Source organism: Thalassolituus sp. (assembly GCF_984348125.1).
The window spans coordinates 139139-155935 of sequence record NZ_CFHJLR010000003.1 but is presented as its reverse complement, the minus strand read 5'-3'; the positions used below and the strand labels follow the sequence as shown (position 1 = coordinate 155935).

At 53.0% G+C, this 16797-nt stretch carries 14 protein-coding genes; 12 read left to right on the top strand and 2 right to left on the bottom strand.

Going from position 1 to position 16797, the window contains the following annotated elements; translation table 11 throughout:
• The first annotated feature begins 4 nt into the window (after nucleotides 1–4).
• The 6 genes from eutC (at nucleotide 5) to AC5E51_RS03340 (ending at nucleotide 7822) form a co-directional block, all read left to right on the top strand.
• The gene (gene eutC / locus AC5E51_RS03365) at nucleotides 5–841 is read left to right on the top strand and encodes an ethanolamine ammonia-lyase subunit EutC (protein ID WP_491778127.1); all 837 of its coding nucleotides are present in this window, start codon (nucleotides 5–7) and stop codon (nucleotides 839–841) included.
• A gap of 70 nt (nucleotides 842–911) precedes the next feature.
• The gene (gene eat, locus AC5E51_RS03360) at nucleotides 912–2360 is read left to right on the top strand and encodes an ethanolamine permease (protein ID WP_491778126.1); all 1449 of its coding nucleotides are present in this window, start codon (nucleotides 912–914) and stop codon (nucleotides 2358–2360) included.
• Between the two features lie 197 nt (nucleotides 2361–2557).
• The gene (locus tag AC5E51_RS03355; RefSeq protein ID WP_491778125.1) at nucleotides 2558–4879 is read left to right on the top strand and encodes an ATP-dependent helicase; all 2322 of its coding nucleotides are present in this window, start codon (nucleotides 2558–2560) and stop codon (nucleotides 4877–4879) included.
• A gap of 76 nt (nucleotides 4880–4955) precedes the next feature.
• A complete protein-coding gene (locus AC5E51_RS03350; protein ID WP_076515062.1) occupies nucleotides 4956–5441 on the top strand; it encodes an FKBP-type peptidyl-prolyl cis-trans isomerase in 486 nt (161 codons plus the stop codon).
• A gap of 390 nt (nucleotides 5442–5831) precedes the next feature.
• Nucleotides 5832–6044: a hypothetical protein gene (locus AC5E51_RS03345; protein ID WP_301378075.1), complete on the top strand. Its 213-nt coding sequence runs from the start codon at nucleotides 5832–5834 to the stop codon at nucleotides 6042–6044.
• Nucleotides 6045–6127: 83 nt separating this feature from the next.
• Nucleotides 6128–7822, top strand: coding sequence for a VRR-NUC domain-containing protein (locus AC5E51_RS03340; RefSeq protein ID WP_491778124.1), 1695 nt, complete (start codon nucleotides 6128–6130; stop codon nucleotides 7820–7822).
• A gap of 44 nt (nucleotides 7823–7866) precedes the next feature.
• Here AC5E51_RS03340 and AC5E51_RS03335 read toward each other — a convergent pair whose 3' ends face one another.
• Complete coding sequence (locus AC5E51_RS03335) at nucleotides 7867–9552, bottom strand: 2-isopropylmalate synthase (protein WP_491778123.1); 1686 nt, start codon at nucleotides 9550–9552, stop codon at nucleotides 7867–7869.
• Between the two features lie 288 nt (nucleotides 9553–9840).
• Here AC5E51_RS03335 and AC5E51_RS03330 point away from each other — a divergent pair, with 288 nt between their 5' ends.
• The 6 genes from AC5E51_RS03330 (at nucleotide 9841) to tadA (ending at nucleotide 15316) form a co-directional block, all read left to right on the top strand.
• Entirely contained in the window at nucleotides 9841–10326 is a 486-nt protein-coding gene (locus AC5E51_RS03330) for an Lrp/AsnC family transcriptional regulator (protein WP_068435515.1), read from the top strand.
• Between the two features lie 42 nt (nucleotides 10327–10368).
• On the top strand, nucleotides 10369–11982 hold the full coding sequence (locus AC5E51_RS03325; RefSeq protein ID WP_491778122.1) for a sensor histidine kinase: 1614 nt from the start codon (nucleotides 10369–10371) through the stop codon (nucleotides 11980–11982).
• A gap of 75 nt (nucleotides 11983–12057) precedes the next feature.
• Nucleotides 12058–12417 (top strand): translation initiation factor Sui1, encoded by a 360-nt coding sequence (locus tag AC5E51_RS03320; protein ID WP_068435511.1) that lies wholly within the window; start codon nucleotides 12058–12060, stop codon nucleotides 12415–12417.
• A 2-nt stretch (nucleotides 12418–12419) separates the two neighbouring features.
• Nucleotides 12420–12968 (top strand): NAD(P)H-dependent oxidoreductase, encoded by a 549-nt coding sequence (locus AC5E51_RS03315; protein WP_076515058.1) that lies wholly within the window; start codon nucleotides 12420–12422, stop codon nucleotides 12966–12968.
• Entirely contained in the window at nucleotides 12961–14799 is a 1839-nt protein-coding gene (locus AC5E51_RS03310) for a monovalent cation:proton antiporter-2 (CPA2) family protein (RefSeq protein ID WP_076515057.1), read from the top strand. Before AC5E51_RS03315 ends, AC5E51_RS03310 begins: the two co-directional genes overlap by 8 nt.
• Nucleotides 14789–15316: a tRNA adenosine(34) deaminase TadA gene (gene tadA / locus AC5E51_RS03305; RefSeq protein ID WP_491778121.1), complete on the top strand. Its 528-nt coding sequence runs from the start codon at nucleotides 14789–14791 to the stop codon at nucleotides 15314–15316. Before AC5E51_RS03310 ends, tadA begins: the two co-directional genes overlap by 11 nt.
• Nucleotides 15317–15335: 19 nt before the next feature.
• On the opposite strand, the gene mltF is transcribed toward tadA, so the two are convergent.
• Nucleotides 15336–16781, bottom strand: a complete 1446-nt coding sequence (gene mltF / locus AC5E51_RS03300) for a membrane-bound lytic murein transglycosylase MltF (RefSeq protein ID WP_068435505.1) — start codon at nucleotides 16779–16781, stop codon at nucleotides 15336–15338.
• Between the last annotated feature and the right edge of the window lie 16 nt (nucleotides 16782–16797).

The following is a 16797-nucleotide window of genomic DNA, read 5'->3' as shown; positions in this document are numbered from 1 at the left end:
GGAGATGACGATGAAAAATAATTCAACTGGTGTTGTAGAGAATCCCTGGCGTCGTCTGCGCGAATTTACCGATGCGCGTATTGGCTTAGGGCGTGCCGGTGTCAGTTTGCCGACCAAAGAATTACTCGAATTTCAGTTATCGCATGCCCGTGCGCGTGATGCTGTGCATTTTCCATTGGATTGCGATGGTCTGATCACAGCCATTGAAGGCTCTGAGGTGATTAATAGTCGTGTCGCCGATATCCATCGAGTGCACAGTCGTGCATCTGACCGCATGGAATACCTGCAGCGTCCGGATTTAGGACGTCGCCTCAATGAGCATTCCCGCAGCTTGCTTCAGCATGATATTTCATCTTCCGAAAGCGGCGTCATCAGCGAATATGACCTCGGTATTGTGATTGTTGATGGGCTGTCGTCATTAGCCGTACAGCAGAATGTGGTGCCATTTATCGAGACATTGCTGCCGCAATTACACGATTACTCACTGGCACCCATCACTATTGTTGAGCAGGGCCGGGTCGCGATTGGCGACGAAGTCGGTGAGCTGCTGAATGCTCGCTGCGTGATTGTGTTGATCGGCGAACGTCCGGGGCTCAGCTCACCGGATAGCCTGGGTCTGTATCTGACCTATAAGCCCCACGTTGGCCTTACCGATGCGGCCCGTAACTGTATCTCGAATATCCGCCCGGCAGGGCTTTCTTACACAGAAGCGGCCCGTCGTACTCAGTATCTACTGGATGAAGCCCGCCAGCTGAAACTGTCGGGCGTGAACTTAAAAGACCGAACCCAGGATAACGTGATTGAAACGGTATCCGGCAATAAGAACTTTTTAATTTCGTGATTTTAAAAACCTGAATCGCAAACCAATTTTTAAACCAACTTTAAATGATCTGAAAAACGGAGAGACCATTATGTCTGAACCTAAAGTTAATCAGGAGTATCTGGCCCAGCGCCAGTTAAAACGCGGTACTGCCGGCTGGATTCTTCTCGCAGGTCTTGGCGTATCGTATGTTATTTCCGGCGATTTCGCCGGCTGGAACTTTGGCCTCGCGGAAGCGGGCTGGGGTGGTTTTGCCATTGCTGCCGTATTGATGGCGATTATGTATTTAACATTGGTATTGTCACTGGCAGAAATGTCGGCGGCGATTCCGGCGGCAGGCGGTGGTTATTCCTTTGCGCGTCAGGCGATGGGCCCATCAGGCGGATATTTAACCGGTCTCGCGGTACTGATTGAATATGCGCTGGCACCTGCGGCGATTGTGATCTTCATCGGCTCGGCTTTTGAAGAGCTCACTGGGTTAAACGGCCCTCTTGTCTATGCCGGTTTCTATCTGGTGTTTATTGGTATTCATCTGGCCGGTGTCGGTGAAGCCTTAAAAGTCATGATGGTGATCAGTGCTCTCGCGGTATTCGCGATTCTGGCGACAGCCGTTGCCCTGATAGGCGACTTCGACGCGAGCCGTCTGTTTGATATTGCTCCGACCGCAGCCGCTGGTGCTTCAGAAGTCCTGCCATTCGGCTGGTACGGTGTGTGGGCGGCGTTGCCGTTTGCCATGTGGTTGTTCCTGGCAGTAGAAGGTGTACCTCTGGCGGCAGAAGAAGCTAAGAACCCGGCGAAAGATGTTCCCAAAGGTATTATCGGTGCCATGGTCTTCCTGCTGTTTACTGCGCTCCTGGTTGTGGTTCTGCTGGCGGGTGCAGCGGGTGCTGAAGCTATGGGTGGCAGTGCGGTGCCATTGGTTGATGCTCTGAAAGTAACTGGTAATGAAAATCTGGCGACAGCGGTGAACGTACTGGGTCTGGCGGGTCTGATCGCGTCTTTCTTCTCGATTATTTACGGCTACAGCCGTCTGGTATTTGCCCTGTCTCGTGCGGGTTACCTGCCGAAGTCACTGTCGGTGACAAGTGAGCGTAAAGTGCCATCACGTGCCTTAATCGTACCGGGTGTTCTGGGCTTTCTGGCTTCCTTGAGTGGCGAAGGTGATCTGATGCTTGCCATGGCGGTCGTTGGTGCCACTGTGTCTTATGCCCTGATGGCACTGAGCCATATCCTGCTGCGTGTACGCCAGCCAGATATGCCACGCCCGTATAAAACACCGGGTGGTGTGGTGACTTCAGGTATTGCGCTGGTGCTGTCGCTGATCGCTCTGACCGGTGTGTACGCTTTCGATCCTCGTGCCTTCTTCTTCACTGTGGTGCTGTTTGTGATTGGTGCGGCGTACTTCTTCGGTTACAGCCGCAATCATCTTGTTGCCAAGACTGCGGCGGAAGAGTTCGCCATGCTGGAAGCGGCGGAACATGAACTGGAAGACGAACCTGAAACAACACCTTCTATGGCAACGCCGAAAGCTGCTTCGTAAAGTAGTATCTTAAGAAATGTCTTAAGTAGTCCCTTTAGTTTAACCCGCAGCGCTCTGTTACTTCGGTGACAGAGCGCTTCTTTATGGGCGTCGTCTGCGTCAGGGTCTGGGTCTAGGTTGCCCTGATAGCATGCCTGAATTGCATATACAGGCTGGCCTTCGTACCATGCCGGTTTACACGATTGAGCCCCTTTGCCTTGTCTACCTCACAGCCCACTTCTCAGGTGAATGCCCATCTGACGTCAGAACAGCAAGCCGTGGTTGCACACCGTCATGGACATGCGCGAGTGATCGCTGTCGCCGGGGCTGGCAAGACATCGACATTGACGCATTTCATTCAGGCGAGACTGCAGGAAAATGTGCCTGCGCGGCGGATGTTGGTGTTGATGTACAACAAAGCGGCGCAGGAAGATTTTCAAAAGCGTCTGACATCACTTGTCAGGGGACAGTCGCTGCCCCAGATTCGGACATTCCACTCATTAGGGCTCAAGATTTATGATCGCCTGATCACTATGGGGGCGTTGCCGCAATGGCAGGGGAAAGTCCTGTCAGACGGAGAGACCGAGAACATTGTCTGGCGCTTGCTACAGGAGATAGCAGACGATGACACCCGTCAGGATATTCTTTCCCAGCGGCGCAAGTGGGTAGAACCCGCGATGGCATTTCTTGATCTGGTTAAGTCAGGGCTATTGCCCGCGGCCGATGTTCTGGAAACCCTCGATTACCCACCAGAGTGCCGGATCTTCACTGAACTCTTTTACCGCTTTGAAGACTGGCGCCGGTCGAATTACCGCATCAGTTACTCTGACATGCTGTACGACCCTGTGATGTGCTTACGATCGCATCCTGAGTTGGCCGATCACTTTGGCGGTCACATGCAATGGATACTGGTCGACGAGTATCAGGACATCAATGATGTTCAGCAGGCGCTTCTTCATATGCTCTGGGGTGGGCGCGGAAATGTCGTCGTGATCGGTGACCCAGATCAGACGATTTATGAGTTCCGTGGCTCAAAACCCGAATTTATCGTAAGCCGGTTTGCTCAGGAATTTGGCGATGTGACGACGTATCAGTTGCCTCATACCTTCCGCTACGGCCATGCCCTCAGTTTCTGTGCTAATCACTTGATTTACCACAATCGCGAGCGCGAAGCAGTCACGGGTCTGTCGCATTCGACGACGCCCGAGACGCGGGTAAAACTGCACCGGGTACGGAATGAAGCTGCTTTCAGTATTAAGTTAATCCGGGATGCCATTGAGCAGGATGAGAACGCAGAGATTGTCGTTATCCACCGTATCTGGTCGTTGTCGGCGGCATTGGAGCTTGGTCTTCTCAAGGAAGATATTCCTTATCACCTGGATCACAGTCGTTCGGTTCTTGAGGCCTGGGAATTACGCATTTTCTGGTTATTACTGGAGATTGCGTCCGGACGTTTTGCAGAGCGTTCAGTCCGCAGTCGGGAAGACAGTTGGCTGCACATACTGACGACGCCTTTTCCAAAAGTAAGACGAGCACTCCTGGAACGTATTGCTCAGAAAATGGGCGCTGTGACTCATGGTTACGGCGAAGCCTTGATTGAGGCGCTTCCGGACGATCTGAGCAAATGGCAGATACAACAACTTGAAACGCGTGCGCAGATTATTTCAGCCGCAGAACTGACCAATATGAAGGGTTGGCGGCTGCTGAAAGATTATGCAGAGCAGACTGAGCTGGAAGAGGGCATTCGCGATAATGCCTTCAGTGCACAGCAGAGCGATGATCGCATAGAGACCATTCGCGCCTTCATGAGTTACGCTCGTACGACCGACCTCAGCGCCAGTGAATTATCGGAACACTGGCGTGCACTGCTGCAGAAAGTAAAAGCGCAGAAAAACCACTCAGATCAGAGAGTCACCCTGACCAGTGCGCACAAAAGCAAGGGTAGGGAGTGGGATACTGTGATTATCCCGGGCCTGAATGGCCAGTACTTCCCGTACCATCCTGAGGGGGAGTTCACCACAGCAGCCGATGTCGCCAGTGAACGCAGACTTCTCTATGTCAGCATGACCCGGGCGCGGAAGCAGCTGCATCTGTTAGCGCCGGATACGCCCGAGAAACCTCTGCGTGAGTGTTCAGAGCGTGAGATGCCGAGTACCTTTGAGCGTGAACTGGGTGTTTCACGATCGAAAGACTTGCTCGAGGCAATAGCCCGGGGAGACAGTACCTACGTTCTCCGCGGTCAGGACGGCTATCAACCACAATGGCTGGGGACGTACCTTGCGCACCTCGGCGCCGGGGATCTTGAAGTACGTTTTGAAGTACCCGCTTCGTCGACTGTCGGGCAGGTTAAACGCCCGGGCGGTGTGATCGACAGCAAATTCAATGATGATAAAAAGTTGACCAGAATTGTGCATGACACCCTGGGGACAGGAATTGTTATCAGTGAGGACAGCGATTACCTCAAAGTCCGTTTTGACAGTGATTCCAGGGTGCGAACACTCTCAAGAAATGCCGTCATGGACAAAATCCGCTTGCTGTGACGGTTTTCCTCAGCGCGTGGCTTGTTATACTGGGGCCACATTCAGCCCAGTCGGGCAAACAATTACGGGAAACACTATGACCATCGAACAAAAGAAAGTCGTTACTATTCACTATAAAGTCACTGACGTTGCCAGCAACGAAGTGATCGACTCTTCAGAAGGTGGTCAGCCAATGACGTACCTGCACGGTGCGCAGAACATCATTCCAGGCCTGGAAGCTGCACTGGAAGGCAAGCAGGTGGGTGACGAGCTTGAAGTGACCATCGCTCCTGAAGATGCTTATGGCGAATACAGCGATGAGCGTATCCAGAAAGTACCGCACGAAGCTTTCCAGGGTGTTGAGAAAGTAGAGCCGGGTATGGCGTTTACTGCTCAGACTGAACACGGCCCAATCAACCTGATCGTTACCGAAGTTGACGAAACTGAAGTGACTGTTGATGCAAACCATCCGCTGGCAGGTAAGTCACTGGCGTTCTCTGTAAAAGTTGAGAGCATTCGTGAAGCGAGCGAAGAAGAACTGCAGCACGGTCACGTGCACGGCGAAGGTGGCGTTCAGCACTGATCTTCGTATGACAGAGCAGGCCAGGCGCTGGTCTGCTCTTCGCTGACTTCTCATCCCTCTGTCAAAGCCGACAAATTCAGACCCTCCCGCCTTATTTACCAATACTGTACATCTCACTGCACACCACTGGTGCGCCCCTCTGAAATACCAGTAATCATGCACCATTCGTCAGCATTAATTTGTACATCAATCTTGATCTGAGTCGTATTTTCTCTGTAAGAACTGCGACCTCCTGCGCCACCGGATTGAAGGTTTAACAGGCTGTGATAAATTAAAAGTCAGACGGCAGAAACAACCTGGAGATTTGTTAGTACAACGGCAACTTTTCAGGAATTAGGCTGTCTTCAAGCATGCCCTGTTCAACAGGTTGAACATCTGGAGGAAATGCAAATGAGAAAAGGCAAAATAGCGGCGTATCGTCGCAAGTCAATGGTATTTGGTGGTCTTCTTGGTGCCGCCTTTGGCGTTGTAATCGGCAGCATGGTGGGCGCGTCCCTTGAAGCTGCACTGACAGGCTTCTTCGGTGGTTTGATCCTGGGAGAGATGATTACGTACGGTCGTACCTTTCCGGTACATCATCACCCTCACCAGACAAAAAAATAAGAATTCTGCGCAGCGGTCTTGGGCAGGCTGCTGCGCCTGTTATTATGTCCTGGCACTGACCACACAGGACGAGTTACCTACGCATGCCCGTCGCCCCGGATCTTCCCGAGAAATACTACCTCGATAACTTTTATTTTGTTCTCAATCATGTCGCGCAACTTTACGCAGACATTATTAATGAGGACGAGCGTACCTTTTACGACGATTTTATTGGGCTGTCGGAAAGTGCACAGTGTCTATATGCTCGCTTGCTCAGTCGCCGTGGGGACTGGTTCAGGCGTGACAAACTGGCGTACGCAGAAATCCCCGATATCACTGCCGCAGCAGTCGAATTACAGCGCCAGCGTTTTCTCGAAATCTATGACCTTCAGTCGGGCGGATTGCCCCAGGAAGATGACTGGCTGAATCTGTTCACGCGTCAGGAACTGGCCACAGCCATACAGACGTCTACCGGTCAGAAAGTGCCAACGTCGCTGCGCAAGCAAGAGTTGCTGGCACGCTTCGAGGAAAACAGCGAGAAGCTCGTTGCCGGTCTGCCTGACACGGAGATTTATTGCGTTTACGGAGAGCAGGAGCTGGACACCTTCCGGCTGCTTTTTTTTGGCAATCTTTATCAGGACTTTACGGAATTTGTACTGCGGGATCTGGGGATTTACCGATACGAATCTTACGACCTCAATGCGGCCAGTCGTTGGTGTCATCAACGTAGTGATCTTGAAGCACACCGGCTGTATTACGCTTTGCGTGAAGAGGCCGGAGACCTGAAGGATCACAGCAAAGAAAACCTGTGCCGGATCGCCGACAGCTTGCCGGCGTCCGAAGAGCCCACTCTCAGGCGGCGACGTCATCGCTTTCTGGTCGATATCGGGCGCCAGGTAGAACGGCTGGGGTATTCTGATGACGCTCTCACTATCTATGAGCGCAGCATGCGTCACCCGGCCCGGGAGCGCCGGCTCAGGATATTAGTTGCGCAAGGGCAGCAGGAAGACGCTGATAAGCTGGCCTTCGCCATGGCGAAGGCTCCCTTCAACGAAGAAGAGCACCAGTTTTTACTTTCATTTGTGCCGCGAAAAATGAAGCACAACCATGAACTGTGTCAGCGTCTTGCAGAGCGGGTGTCGGCTCCCTTGGAAGACGTTATGACTATGCCGGCTGAAACGCGATTATCGCTTGGTGTTGAGCGCGCAGTGGCTGCTGCATTTGAATCGGAGAACCCCGGTGACCGGCTGGTGTACTGCGAAAATCTGTTAATTCCTGGGATGTTCGGCCTGATCTTCTGGTCGGCTATCTATGCTGAAGTCCCTGGTGCGTTTTTCCACCCATTCCAGATCCGGCCATCAGACCTTTATGAAGCGGACTTCGTGACATTGCGCCAGAAAGAGTTTGATGTCTGCTGGCAGGCATTAGAATCCGCTGACAGTCTTTTAGAGAGAGCTTCAGAAACCTATCAGCAGAAGCAGGGCATCGCGAATCCGTTTGTGCATTGGGCGGTGCTGACCGAAGACCTGATTCGTTTGTCTGTTGAGCGCATTCCTGTGGCCGTGTGGCAGGGTGTATTTCGTTTTATGCTGCAAGATCTCAGACAGCATAAAGCCGGCTTGCCAGACCTGATCCGATTCCCCGCGAGTGAGGGCTTCGAATTATTGGAGGTAAAAGGGCCGGGAGACACCTTACAGAAAAATCAGAAAGTCTGGTTCGCCGAGTTCGAACGCTTAGGCATTCCAGCCAGGGTGATTCGTGTAAAAGACGACCCCACCATTATGGGGGGGGCGGTCTGACTGGTGATAAGCCGGGAGACGAGTGAGGAAGAGTAACTCTGCGCTCAGGCTGCTTTAACGCCCTGACTGATGGCGATATTCAGTGCAGTCACAATCGACTCCAGACTGGCTGCCAGTGTGTCGCCGTCCTGAGCAGCTGCTGTGAAGCGCTGCCCCTGCAGACTGATCTGAACAAACGCCATTGCCTCGGCGTCTGAGCCTTCGCCGAGAGATACTTCTTCAAACTGCACTACCTGAAGATCCAGCCCGGTCGTTTTGTGCAGTGCATCTCCAAAGGCGCTGATACTGCCGCTGCCTTTACCGTGCAGAGTGATCAGGTTCTGACCGTCATTCAAAGTCGCCTGAATCGTATGGTGCAGGCTGTCATGCTCGGTCTGATAACCCGACAGTTCGTAGTGACCGCCCCGAGGCATAAAGGCCTGACGGAAAATGGCGACAATCTCATCACCGCTCAGTTCACGAGCTTCGCGCTCCGATGCTGACTGAATGTGCTGCGCCAGTTCGATCTGCATCCAGCGTGGCAGAGTCACTCCTAACGCCTGTTCGACGATATAACTGGCGCCACCTTTACCCGACTGGCTGTTCACGCGGATAACCGACTGGTACGTACGGCCAATGTCCTGTGGATCAATCGGCAGGTAGGCAACATCCCAGTGCTCTTCCTCGCTCTGCTGCGCAAGACACTTACGGATAGCGTCCTGGTGGCTTCCCGAGAAGGCCGTATAAACCAGCTCTCCCAACCACGGGTGGCGTGGATGCGTTTTAATGTTCGTGCATTCTTCGACGGTCGCAATGATGTCATCAGCAATACTGATATCCAGCTCGGGATCGATGCCCTGGCTGTAAAGGTTCATGGCCATCGTCACTATGTCCATGTTGCCTGTGCGCTCGCCGTTGCCGAGGAGCGTCCCTTCGATGCGGTCGGCGCCTGCCAGTAAGGCAAGTTCTGCTGCGGCGACGGCACATCCACGGTCATTGTGGGTGTGAATGCTCACGGTAATGCTGTCACGCTTATCGACATTGCGGCAGAACCATTCAACCTGATCAGCAAAGACGTTCGGCATGGCAGACTCTACCGTGGCCGGCAGGTTGATGATGGTTTTGTTTTCTGGCGTTGGCTGCCAGACATCGATCACGGCATTACACACTTCTGTGGCAAATTCGACTTCGGTGCTTGAGAAGCTTTCCGGTGAGTACTGGAACACCCACTCTGTATCAGGAAATTTTTTCGATTCTTCCATCACCTTCGTTGCACCTTTGCGGGCAATGTCGATGATGCCACTTTTCTCGAGCCCGAAGACTTTGTTGCGCTGCACGGGCGAGGTGGAGTTATAGACGTGCACTACAGCCCGGCGTACGCCGCGCAATGCTTCGTAGGTGCGTTCAATCAGTTCATCGCGTGCCTGTACCAGTACCTGAACAGTGACATCTTCTGGTATCTGGCGGGCCTCGATCAGCCAGCGGGCAAAGTCGAAGTCAGGTTGTGACGCCGATGGAAAACCGATTTCAATTTCTTTAAAGCCCATGCGCACCAGCAAGGCCCACATCTGTTTTTTCTGCTCAACGGTCATAGGATCAATAAGCGCCTGGTTACCATCACGTAGATCCACAGAACACCAGAGTGGCGCTTTGCTCAGGGCGTTCGATGGCCACTGGCGGTCGTCAAGCGTCACGCGCGGAAAGGCGCGGTATTTGGTGTGATTGAAGCGTGGGTTCGTAGGCGTCGTCATTGTCGTATCCGTTATCTGTCCGTTGGTTCTGAATGGGTAGTTTCAGTTGGTTTCGAGACTGTATGGCTGGCCTGTAACTGCCTTGTGAGTGTTACTTCGGTCAGCCTTTTGAGCTTTCCGCCACCGGGCTCTGATTGGAGTCACCGGCTGCCTTCACAGTATGGATATAGTGTATGCCTCTTTTTGCGAGTAATGATTGCAAATATGCCTTTTAAAACCTTAAATTGAGCAATAAAATACTTTTATTGCAACTTTTATTGGTTAGATATTGCTTTCAAAGGCGGGGCGATGGCTAAAACAACTCCTGTGGTGCTTGATCGCACCGACCGACACCTCCTGGAGCTCCTGCAGCAGGATGGCAGTCTCAGTAATCTTGAGCTGGCGGATAAAGTCGGCTTGTCGCCCTCGCCGTGTTCGCGCCGGGTGAAAGCGTTGGAGGATAGCGGGCTGATCACGGGCTACCGGGCGTTGTTAGACGCCCGTAAGCTTGGCCTCGACCTGCTGGCACTGATCAATATCAGCATGGACCGTCATACCCCAGAGCGTTTCAATAACTTCGAGGAGAAGCTGACCGCCTGCCCGGAAGTGCTGGAGTGCTATCTGATTACCGGCCAGTCAGCCGATTATGTGCTTAAGGTGCTGGTAGAGGACATGGACGCCTATCAGCAGTTTCTTTTGGGCACCCTGACACGGATTGAAGGCGTCAGCGGCGTACACTCTTCATTTGTAATGCGTAAAGTTGTGGACCGTACTGCGATTCCAATTCCCCGATAGGGTCTATACTTCGGGATACATTACAGAATCTGAGTGTCGCCAGTGACTTCGATCGATAAAAAGCTCACCCTTCAGGTTGTAATCTGGAGCCTTCTTGCCGGACTCGTTTTCAGCGGCATACAGATGGTGGTGGACTATCGCGATGCACAGAAAAATTTTGATCAATCTGTTAATACCCTGTTAGAGCGATCTACCTCTACGGCTGCGCTGGCACTGTATAACTATGATCAACGCAGTCTGACCGCAGGGCTCGATAGTATGCTCACCCACCCTGGGGTTGTTGCTGCCCAGGTCAGCGAAGTAAATACTGACTTTATGATCCGTCAGGGCAGTGTGTCTGGTCGTCAGGAGTTACTGGAATTCACCACCGAGCTCTTCGTGCCTCAGCAGTATCGCACGGCCAACGCCGCGCCGCCGTCGGTCATTGGGGAAGTCACGCTTTTTGCTGACAAATCTGAGATCAACGCAGGTTTCGAGCGCCGCGCAATCATTGTGCTTCTGGCAGATCTGGGCCGCACAGTGACACTGATCGTTGTTCTTTTGATTGTACTTCGTTTACGTCTGACTGGGCCGGTCCGACGCCTGACCCGGCGCTTGATCGAAACCGACATTCATAGTCCTACTCAACTTAATATCGAAGTCGAGGAGTCGCTGGCTGGTACAGAGCTGGATGACCTGACATCGAAGATGCGTGATCTCTTATCGGCGATGCAATCGCAGATGGAGCGGCGACAGGCCGCTGAGCAGAAAGCGAAGCAGTTGAATGAGCAGTTGGAAGAAAAGGTACATGCCCGAACGCGCGAACTGCACGAGAGTAATACTAACCTGCAAGCCAGCCTTGATCAGTTGCAAAAAATGCAGGCGCTGCTTTTGCAAGCCCAGCGAATGGCCTCTCTGGGGCATCTTGCTGCCGGCGTCGCTCACGAAATCAATAATCCTGTCGCTGTGGTTTACAGCAATATCGCGACGTTGAGTGAATATCTCAGTGAGTTGATCAGCCTCGCCGAAGAGTATCAGCATGCCGAAGATAAAATTAACGATAACGAATTGCGCTTAGCGCTGGAGAAAATGCGCGAGGCGATTGACCTGGCCTTTGTGAAAGACGATGGGCCAGAGTTAATTTCAGCATCGAAACATAGCCTTGAGCGTGTCCGGAACATCATCAGTGAACTACGAACCTTTGCCGATTCTGATTCTCTCGCGCGGGAGAAAGTGCGGCTGAATGATCTGTTACGCGAAGCTGTTCGTACCGTCGATGGCTGCCAGAGAGATGAAATCCGACTGATCAGTCTGGTCGACGAGGATCTTGAGGTCGAGGTTGTGCCATCGCAAATGCGATTGATCCTTGGGAAAATACTGGAAAATGCCTGTGAGGCAATGCCAGCGGGCGGCAACATCGAAATTGCTTCAGAAGTCGATGATGCCAACATCAACCTGGTGATCAAAGACAGCGGGTGCGGCATGAGTGCTGGTGAACTGGAAAAAGCGATTAACCCCTTCTATAGCAGTAAAGCCGTCGGCGAAGGAACCGGCCTTGGCCTGACCGTCGCTTACAACCTGATGCTGAATCAGGGCGGCGAATTGAGCATGGCCAGTGAGGAAGGTCACGGCACTATGGTGGTTCTTAAGTTTCCCAGAGATAATGTACTCTTCTGAACGGCTCCTCTGATTGAACCCATTCCACGGTTAGGGTAGTTTCCAGCTGAACTGCTCTGACAACGGAAACACGTCATGTCTAAAAAATCTTCATCTGGTGGTCTGGTTTATTCCACTGAATTCGGTCGTGCCTGCCCGGGTTGCGGCGAGCCTGTTGATCAGTGTGTCTGCGATCAGGAGCAGGTGCCCGAGGGCGACGGTATTGTCAGGGTCGCGCGTGAAACCAAAGGTCGCGGCGGCAAGGTCATGACTCTGGTGTCGGGCGTGCCTCTTGTTGGTAGTGAGTTGAAAACACTGGCAAAAGAACTGAAAAAGAAGTGTGGTACGGGCGGTGCTCTCAAAGATGGTGTGATTGAGATTCAGGGCGAACAGCGTGATCTGCTGGTCTCTGAGCTGACTAAGCGTGGATTTACTGTCAAAAAAGTAGGGGGCTGATATTGGCCAAGGCTCTGATTGTCTATGCTCATCCCGCGCATCAGCGCTCGCGGGCGAATCGTGCTTTGTTAAACAGGATCAGTGACCTGCATAACGTCACCGTACATGACTTGTATGAAACCTACCCGGATTTCTTTATCGACGTAGAGGCCGAGCAGAAGCTGCTTCTGGAACACGACGTTATCGTAATTCAACATCCTGTTTACTGGTACAACATGCCAGCGCTTTTGCGTGAATGGCAGGATCTCGTACTCGAATACGGCTATGCGTACGGGCGTAAGCAGCAGCGTCTGGCTGGAAAGCAGATGTGGGTCGTATTAACAGCCGGCGCGCCTGAGCATACCTACAGTGAAACAGGTGTTAATGAGCGCCCACTGAGTGATTACTTTCACCACTATCCGCGTATGGCCAACGTCTGTCATCTCGATATGAAACCAACCTTTGAGGTGTATCACGGACGCCACTCTCCGGATGAGGATATAGATAAAGCCGCTGAGCAATATCGGTCTTGTCTGTTGAAGTACCTTAAGGAGTTCCCGACCGATGCATGAAACTGGTTTTCTGATGCAGGCGTTCGTGTTTCTGGCCGCGGCGGTTATTGCTGTACCTATTGCTGCGCGCCTGGGGCTGGGGTCTGTTCTCGGCTATCTCTGTGCCGGAGCGGTTATCGGGCCGTTTGCGCTGGGGTTGATTGGTCAGGACATTGAAGAAGTTATGCACTTCGCTGAGTTCGGTGTGGTGATGATGCTGTTCCTCGTGGGGTTGGAACTGGATCCATCAAAGCTCTGGCGTATGCGTGTGCCTATTGTCGGTATGGGTGGGTTGCAGGTCGTACTCACTACTGCCGTGATTGCCGGTATAGCGCTTATCTATCTCGACAACTGGCAGCATGCGGTCGTCGTCGGCATGGTTCTGTCGTTATCATCTACCGCAATTGTTCTTCAGACCCTGAACGAAAAAGGTCTGATGAAAAATGACAGCGGCCAGTCCGCATTTGCCGTGCTGCTGTTTCAGGACATTGCCGTCATTCCTATGCTTGCCGTGCTGCCGTTGTTGGCGGTGGCTGAGGTCGGTACTTATAGTGATAAACATAATCTGCCGGGCTATCAGAGTGCTCTGATGGTATTGGGTGTGGTTATCGGGATCGTTGTTGTCGGTCGCTGGCTGAGCCGCTCGGTATTCCGCATTATTGCTGAAACCCGTCTACGCGAAATGTTTACTGCGACAGCACTCTTTCTGGTGGTCGGCATTGCTTTACTGATGGAGCACATTGGTCTGTCTCCGGCGCTGGGTACGTTTGTCGCTGGTGTGGTTCTGGCGAACTCTGAATATCGCCATGAATTAGAAGCCGAGGTCGAGCCTTTTAAAGGGCTGCTGCTGGCGCTCTTCTTTATCTCTGTGGGCGCGTCTATCGACTTCGCTCTATTGATGGAAAATCCGTGGCCAATTCTTGCGATGGTTGGCGGACTGGTGCTGGTTAAGCTGGTGATTCTGCTGGTACTGGGTAAGGCCTTCGGCCTCAGTAGCCGCAGTAATGCCATCTTTACTTTCTCGTTGGCGCAGGCCGGTGAATTTGCTTTTGTGCTGTTCAGTTTTGCATCTGCGCAGGATGTATTGCCGCCATACATTATTGACCCACTGACGCTTGTTGTTGCTTTATCGATGGCACTGACACCATTACTGTTTGTTATCAATGAGCGCTTTGTGTTGCCGCGCCTGCGCGGAGTGAAAGCATCCGAACGTCCCCACGATGCGATTAAACAACCGGAAGGGAAGGCGATCCTTGTAGGGTTTGGTCGTTTTGGCCAGATTGTAGGGCGTCTGTTGCGTATGAACGGCTTTGAAATTACCGTACTTGAGCACGATGCTGCTCAGGTGGATCTTGTCCGTAACTTTGGCCACAAAGTTTACTACGGTGATGCCGCCCGGATGGATCTGCTGGAAACCGCAGGCATTGAAGACGTGGATTTGCTGGTACTGGCGATTGATGATCATCAGCGGATGTTGAAAACCATCCATCAGGTTAAGCGTCATCATCCGGATATTAAGATTCTGGCGCGAGCCGCTGGGCGCCGTGAGGCCGCTGAATTAATTCACGCCGGTGCTGACCATATTGAGCGGGAAACCTTTGATTCGGCGCTGTCGATGGGCCGTATGGCACTTTCGCTGATGGGATTCCGTGCCTACCAGGCACAACGAGCGGCACAGCTGTTTAAGCACCACGACAAGAAGAGCCTGTACGCTCTTAGTGAAGTAATCGAGGACGATAAGAAGTATCTGACGGTTGCCAAACAGCACGCCACCGATCTGGAAAAAGTGCTTAAGTCAGACGATCAGGCGAATACCGAACTCGACGACAGAGGCTGGGACAGTGGCAGTTGATCCTGTGAGTCTGTGCGGCCTCGACATTGCCGATGATGAGGCGGGAATGGCCTGTGCGCTTGAGCTGGCAGCTCTGGCTGCAGAGCAGGGCGAAGTGCCAGTAGGGGCTTTGATCGTCAGCGACGGCAAAATCATTGGCGTCGGATCAAATTCGCCGATCACTGGTCTCGACCCAACTGCTCACGCGGAGGTTAACGCGATTCGTGATGCTGCACAGCGGATCGGAAACTACCGGCTGAGTGGCGCGACGCTCTATGTCACTGTCGAGCCCTGCAGTATGTGTTCAGGTGCGATTATTCACAGCCGGATCGGGCGGGTGGTTTACGGCACTACCGAGCCCAAAGCGGGCGTGGTGGAAAGCGCTGAGTGCTTCTTTGAAAAGCCCTTTCTGAACTGGCAGGTAGAGGTCGTGGGCGGCGTAAAGGCTGAGCAATGTGCTACCACCATGACCGAGTTTTTTGCTGCGCGAAGAGCAGGTAAAAAGAAGCTCAAGAAAGCCTCGCCTGCGGCAGACTGAATTTTAAGTACTTTGCGCTTCAGAGCAGGGGTGGAATAACCGTCACGGGCACATCGGAGTCCTGAATGCTGTCGTTGTCGGTCTCGTCTGCGACAACCTGTTCTTCATTCCAGATCAGAACATCGTAATAACGACGGATATTCTGAACATAGGTCACTGGCTCCTGGCCACGCGCATAGCCATAACGCGTCTGGCGGTAGTAGCGCTGCTGAGTCAATAACGGCAGTACCTTTTTCACATCGATCCACAGATCCGGGTTACGCCCCAGTTTCTCCGCCAGTCTGCGGGCATCCTCAAGGTGGCCGAAGCCGACGTTGTAGGCGGCCAGCGCCATCCAGGTGCGGTCCGGCTCGCGCACTGACTCATCCAGACGCTCGCGTAACCCAGCGAGGTAACGGCTACCGCCAGCAATACTCTGTGATGGGTCGAGGCGGTTGGTAACGCCCAGTTCCCCTGCGGTTCTCAGGGTCAGCATCATCAGGCCTCTGACGCCTGTGAATGAACGCGCGCGTGGATTCCAGTGACTTTCCTGATAGCCCATAGCGGCGAGCAGGCGCCAGTCGAAACCGTGTTTCTCCGCGGCTGCTTTGAAGTCTTTCTCGTAGCGCGGCAGGATCTTGCGGCTATGACGCAGGAATCGATGAGCGCCGACATAGTCAAACTGCCCGACGTGACCATAAAACCGCTCAGACAGTTCGGCCATGAGTACGCCGGTCTCGGGGCGGTAGAAAAAGTCGAAAGTCCGGTCGCGCAGAGAGTCATCTGCGCGGCGCGGCATAACCCAGGCAACGGTCTGAATTTCACCCAGAGTAAATGCGACATCGAGGTTCGGAAGGTACGAACGCATGAGGCGAAATTCGTTCGAGTTCACCAGCGTAAAATCCAGCTCGCGGTCAGACACCATCTGCAGCAGGTCAGACGCATCCAGCTCGCTGGTTTCCCGCCATGAAAGCGAGGGCAGCTCGGTTTTCTGCCAGTGCCTGAGCGTACGTGCGTGCCGTGACTTAGCCGGAACCATCAGGCGCCCGGTTTGCAGGTCTTCAATCGATTCAGGTTTTGTGGTGCGCAGACGGTAAACGATCTGCTCTGATATTGAGGAGTAGGTTGGGCCATACACAACCGGGTAGCCTGATGTCTGCTCTTTGGTGAACCCCGCTGCTGATATATGTGCATCGCCATTTTCGAGAGCTTCCATGGCTGTTTGCAGATTATCAACGACCATCAGTTCAAGCTCTACGCCCAGGTAATCCGCAAAAGACTCGACGAGTTCGTACTCGTACCCTGTCGCGCCGTGGCGCTCTTCATAATAGGTGGTGGGATTGTTACGTGTAACAACGATCAGACGACCATCTTCAATAATCCGGTCGAGCAGAGTGGGGTGTCGGCTGCTCACAAGCAGTGCAACCACAACGAGTGTGGTCAGTACACGTCTTGTATTCCTTATGGTGTTCAGCAGCCTGGTCATAAGTATTTTACATCTC